This window comes from uncultured Lutibacter sp., from assembly GCF_937891065.1.
Taxonomy (GTDB): Bacteria; Bacteroidota; Bacteroidia; order Flavobacteriales; family Flavobacteriaceae; genus Lutibacter.
Genome location: NZ_CALAEQ010000127.1, coordinates 1 through 2,192 on the forward strand (window position 1 = coordinate 1; position 2,192 = coordinate 2,192).

At 25.9% G+C, this 2,192-nt stretch carries 3 protein-coding genes; 1 reads left to right on the forward strand and 2 read right to left on the reverse strand.

Features of this window, described 5'->3' with window-relative positions:
• Nucleotides 1-254: 254 nt before the first annotated feature.
• Both Q0352_RS07285 and Q0352_RS07290 read right to left on the reverse strand, forming a co-directional pair.
• Nucleotides 255-767 carry a nicotinate-nucleotide adenylyltransferase gene (locus Q0352_RS07285; protein ID WP_299525886.1) on the reverse strand — a complete coding sequence of 171 codons (513 nt, stop codon included), beginning with the start codon at nucleotides 765-767 and terminating at the stop codon, nucleotides 255-257.
• A gap of 117 nt (nucleotides 768-884) precedes the next feature.
• Nucleotides 885-1,091 carry a dodecin family protein gene (locus tag Q0352_RS07290; protein ID WP_299525888.1) on the reverse strand — a complete coding sequence of 69 codons (207 nt, stop codon included), beginning with the start codon at nucleotides 1,089-1,091 and terminating at the stop codon, nucleotides 885-887.
• Between the two features lie 233 nt (nucleotides 1,092-1,324).
• Here Q0352_RS07290 and Q0352_RS07295 point away from each other — a divergent pair, with 233 nt between their 5' ends.
• Nucleotides 1,325-1,960: a hypothetical protein gene (locus Q0352_RS07295; protein WP_299525890.1), complete on the forward strand. Its 636-nt coding sequence runs from the start codon at nucleotides 1,325-1,327 to the stop codon at nucleotides 1,958-1,960.
• Nucleotides 1,961-2,192 lie beyond the last annotated feature (232 nt).

Consider the following 2,192-nt stretch of genomic DNA (forward strand, 5'->3'; position numbering starts at 1 on the left):
GCCTGCGCTTCTATAATTGCTAATAAATTAGAAATGAAATATAAACTGTTAAATTTTAGAATTTTGTAAGAATTGATTTAAATCAATAGCAATGTATGATGTAATTCATAATTTTTAAAATTATTGAAGTTGAAAAATTTGGACTTACTAAAAAAACGTATATAACTAGATGGTGTTTTGGTATATAAAATATGAGAAAACAAAAAAAGAGTTGTTTTAAAAACAACTCTTTTTAAATCTTTTAAAATTCTAACTTAAAGGAAATTCCCTTCTTCGTCAACTTTTACTTTTATGCGTTTATCTCCGTTCTTTAGTACTATTTTATACTTTTTTGAAATATCACCACCTTGATCATTGTCATGATAGCTAACTAGATAAATATCTTTTGCAAAAGTCCAATTTGGATATTGTTTTGCTACAGATTCAATAACGGATCTTGGTAGCGTTACATCTTTAAATCTTTCAACGGTTCTTAAAATATTACCATCTTTATCATATGCAGCAAGAATATAACCATCAGGAAGATAAAAGGACACTTCATAAGTGTCATACTCATCTGAATAATAGTCTATATCTTTTACATTAAATTCGGCTACTTTTTGTTCTAACATAGTAACAGGAATTGAAGCATTTTCAATACCTGTGTTGCTTAAGTATTTGTAATTTGTAGCACTTATAACAATCTCAGATAATTTTTCTGTTTTAATCTGAGCAAAAGATTGGATGGCGAATCCAAAAACTAATAAGCCTAGAATTAATTTTTTCATAACTTATATATGGTTTAATTAATAGTTAAATGTTTTTTGTTACTGCTAAGTTATTCAGCATTTAATTTTTATACAATGATGAGTATCAATTTTATTTTGAAAAAATATTTTTAAAATTTAATCATCTAAAATGCCAAAACTCACTTTTGTATTTACACGATAATCTTTTATTTTATTATTGTTTACGGTTACTTGCATATCTTCAATATATACAGATTTAATATTTTTAACTGTTTTTGCAACTTCATTAATTACATTTTGAACAGCATCCTCAAAGCTTACGTTTGAGTTTCCTAATATTTCAATAACTTTTAATACTGACATGGTATTTGTTTTAATGGTTAATAATATATAAAAGTATAGTGTATTATTTAAATGTGAAATGAGACAAATCAATATCAAATAGATTTTTCTTAAATAGAATAATTTCATTTTAAAATAAGGGAATTGTTACTATTAATAGTATGAAAGGTGATTTTAATCATGCTCGTTAATTGATATAAATCATTACATATACTATAAATAGTTTCTAATTTTATAAAATAAAAATTAGTGTCATGAAAAAAATAATCATAATAATAGGGTTGTTAGTTTTTACGGCTTGCTCTTCTATAAAATTTGTTGATAGTTGGAGAAATGAAGAAATAACCACTTTTAAACCAAAAAAATTATTGGTAGTTGGAATGACTGATAATCTTACAGCTCGAAAGTTTTTCGAAGAAGAATTGAAAGAGGCTTTTGCGCTTCGTGGTATTTATGCTGAAGAAAGTACCATTGTTTTTGATAAAACCTTTACCAAATCTAAAAAAAGTGAAGCTGAAGTGAATGAAATGATACAAGAAATAGCCAATAAAGGGTTTGATGCCGTAGTAATTTCTACAGTAAAAGGGGTTGATAAGAAAATAAATTATCCACCAAATTATTATTCAGTAGGATATCGCTGGTCTCATTTTGGGCATTATTACCTAAGATTTCAAGATGTTTATTACAATCCAGGATATTATGAATCATATACAGTATATAATGTAGAAACTTCTATTTATAATTTAAATGAAGATGAAAGTAAATCGTTGGTATGGATGGGTTCATTGAACCTTGTAGATCCACAAACAATTGCACCCACAGTAAAAAAATATGTCGCTAAAATAATTAGACAGTTAGAAATTGAAAAGTTGATAGAAAAAAGAGGCTAAAATAAAAAACTTTTCACATTTCTGTGAAAAGTTTTTGTCGGGGTGGCAGGAAGTCTGCTTTACCCTTTATGTTTTTAATAATCAAAAAGTTATGATTTTTCATTTACACTTGGTAACCGAATAGGTAACTTATTTGATAAGAACTTTTGTTTTATTATACCTTAAATTAAGGTGGGGCAAATATAATATGCTATTTATTATTAAACAAGTTAATTCATACTATTTTTAATAA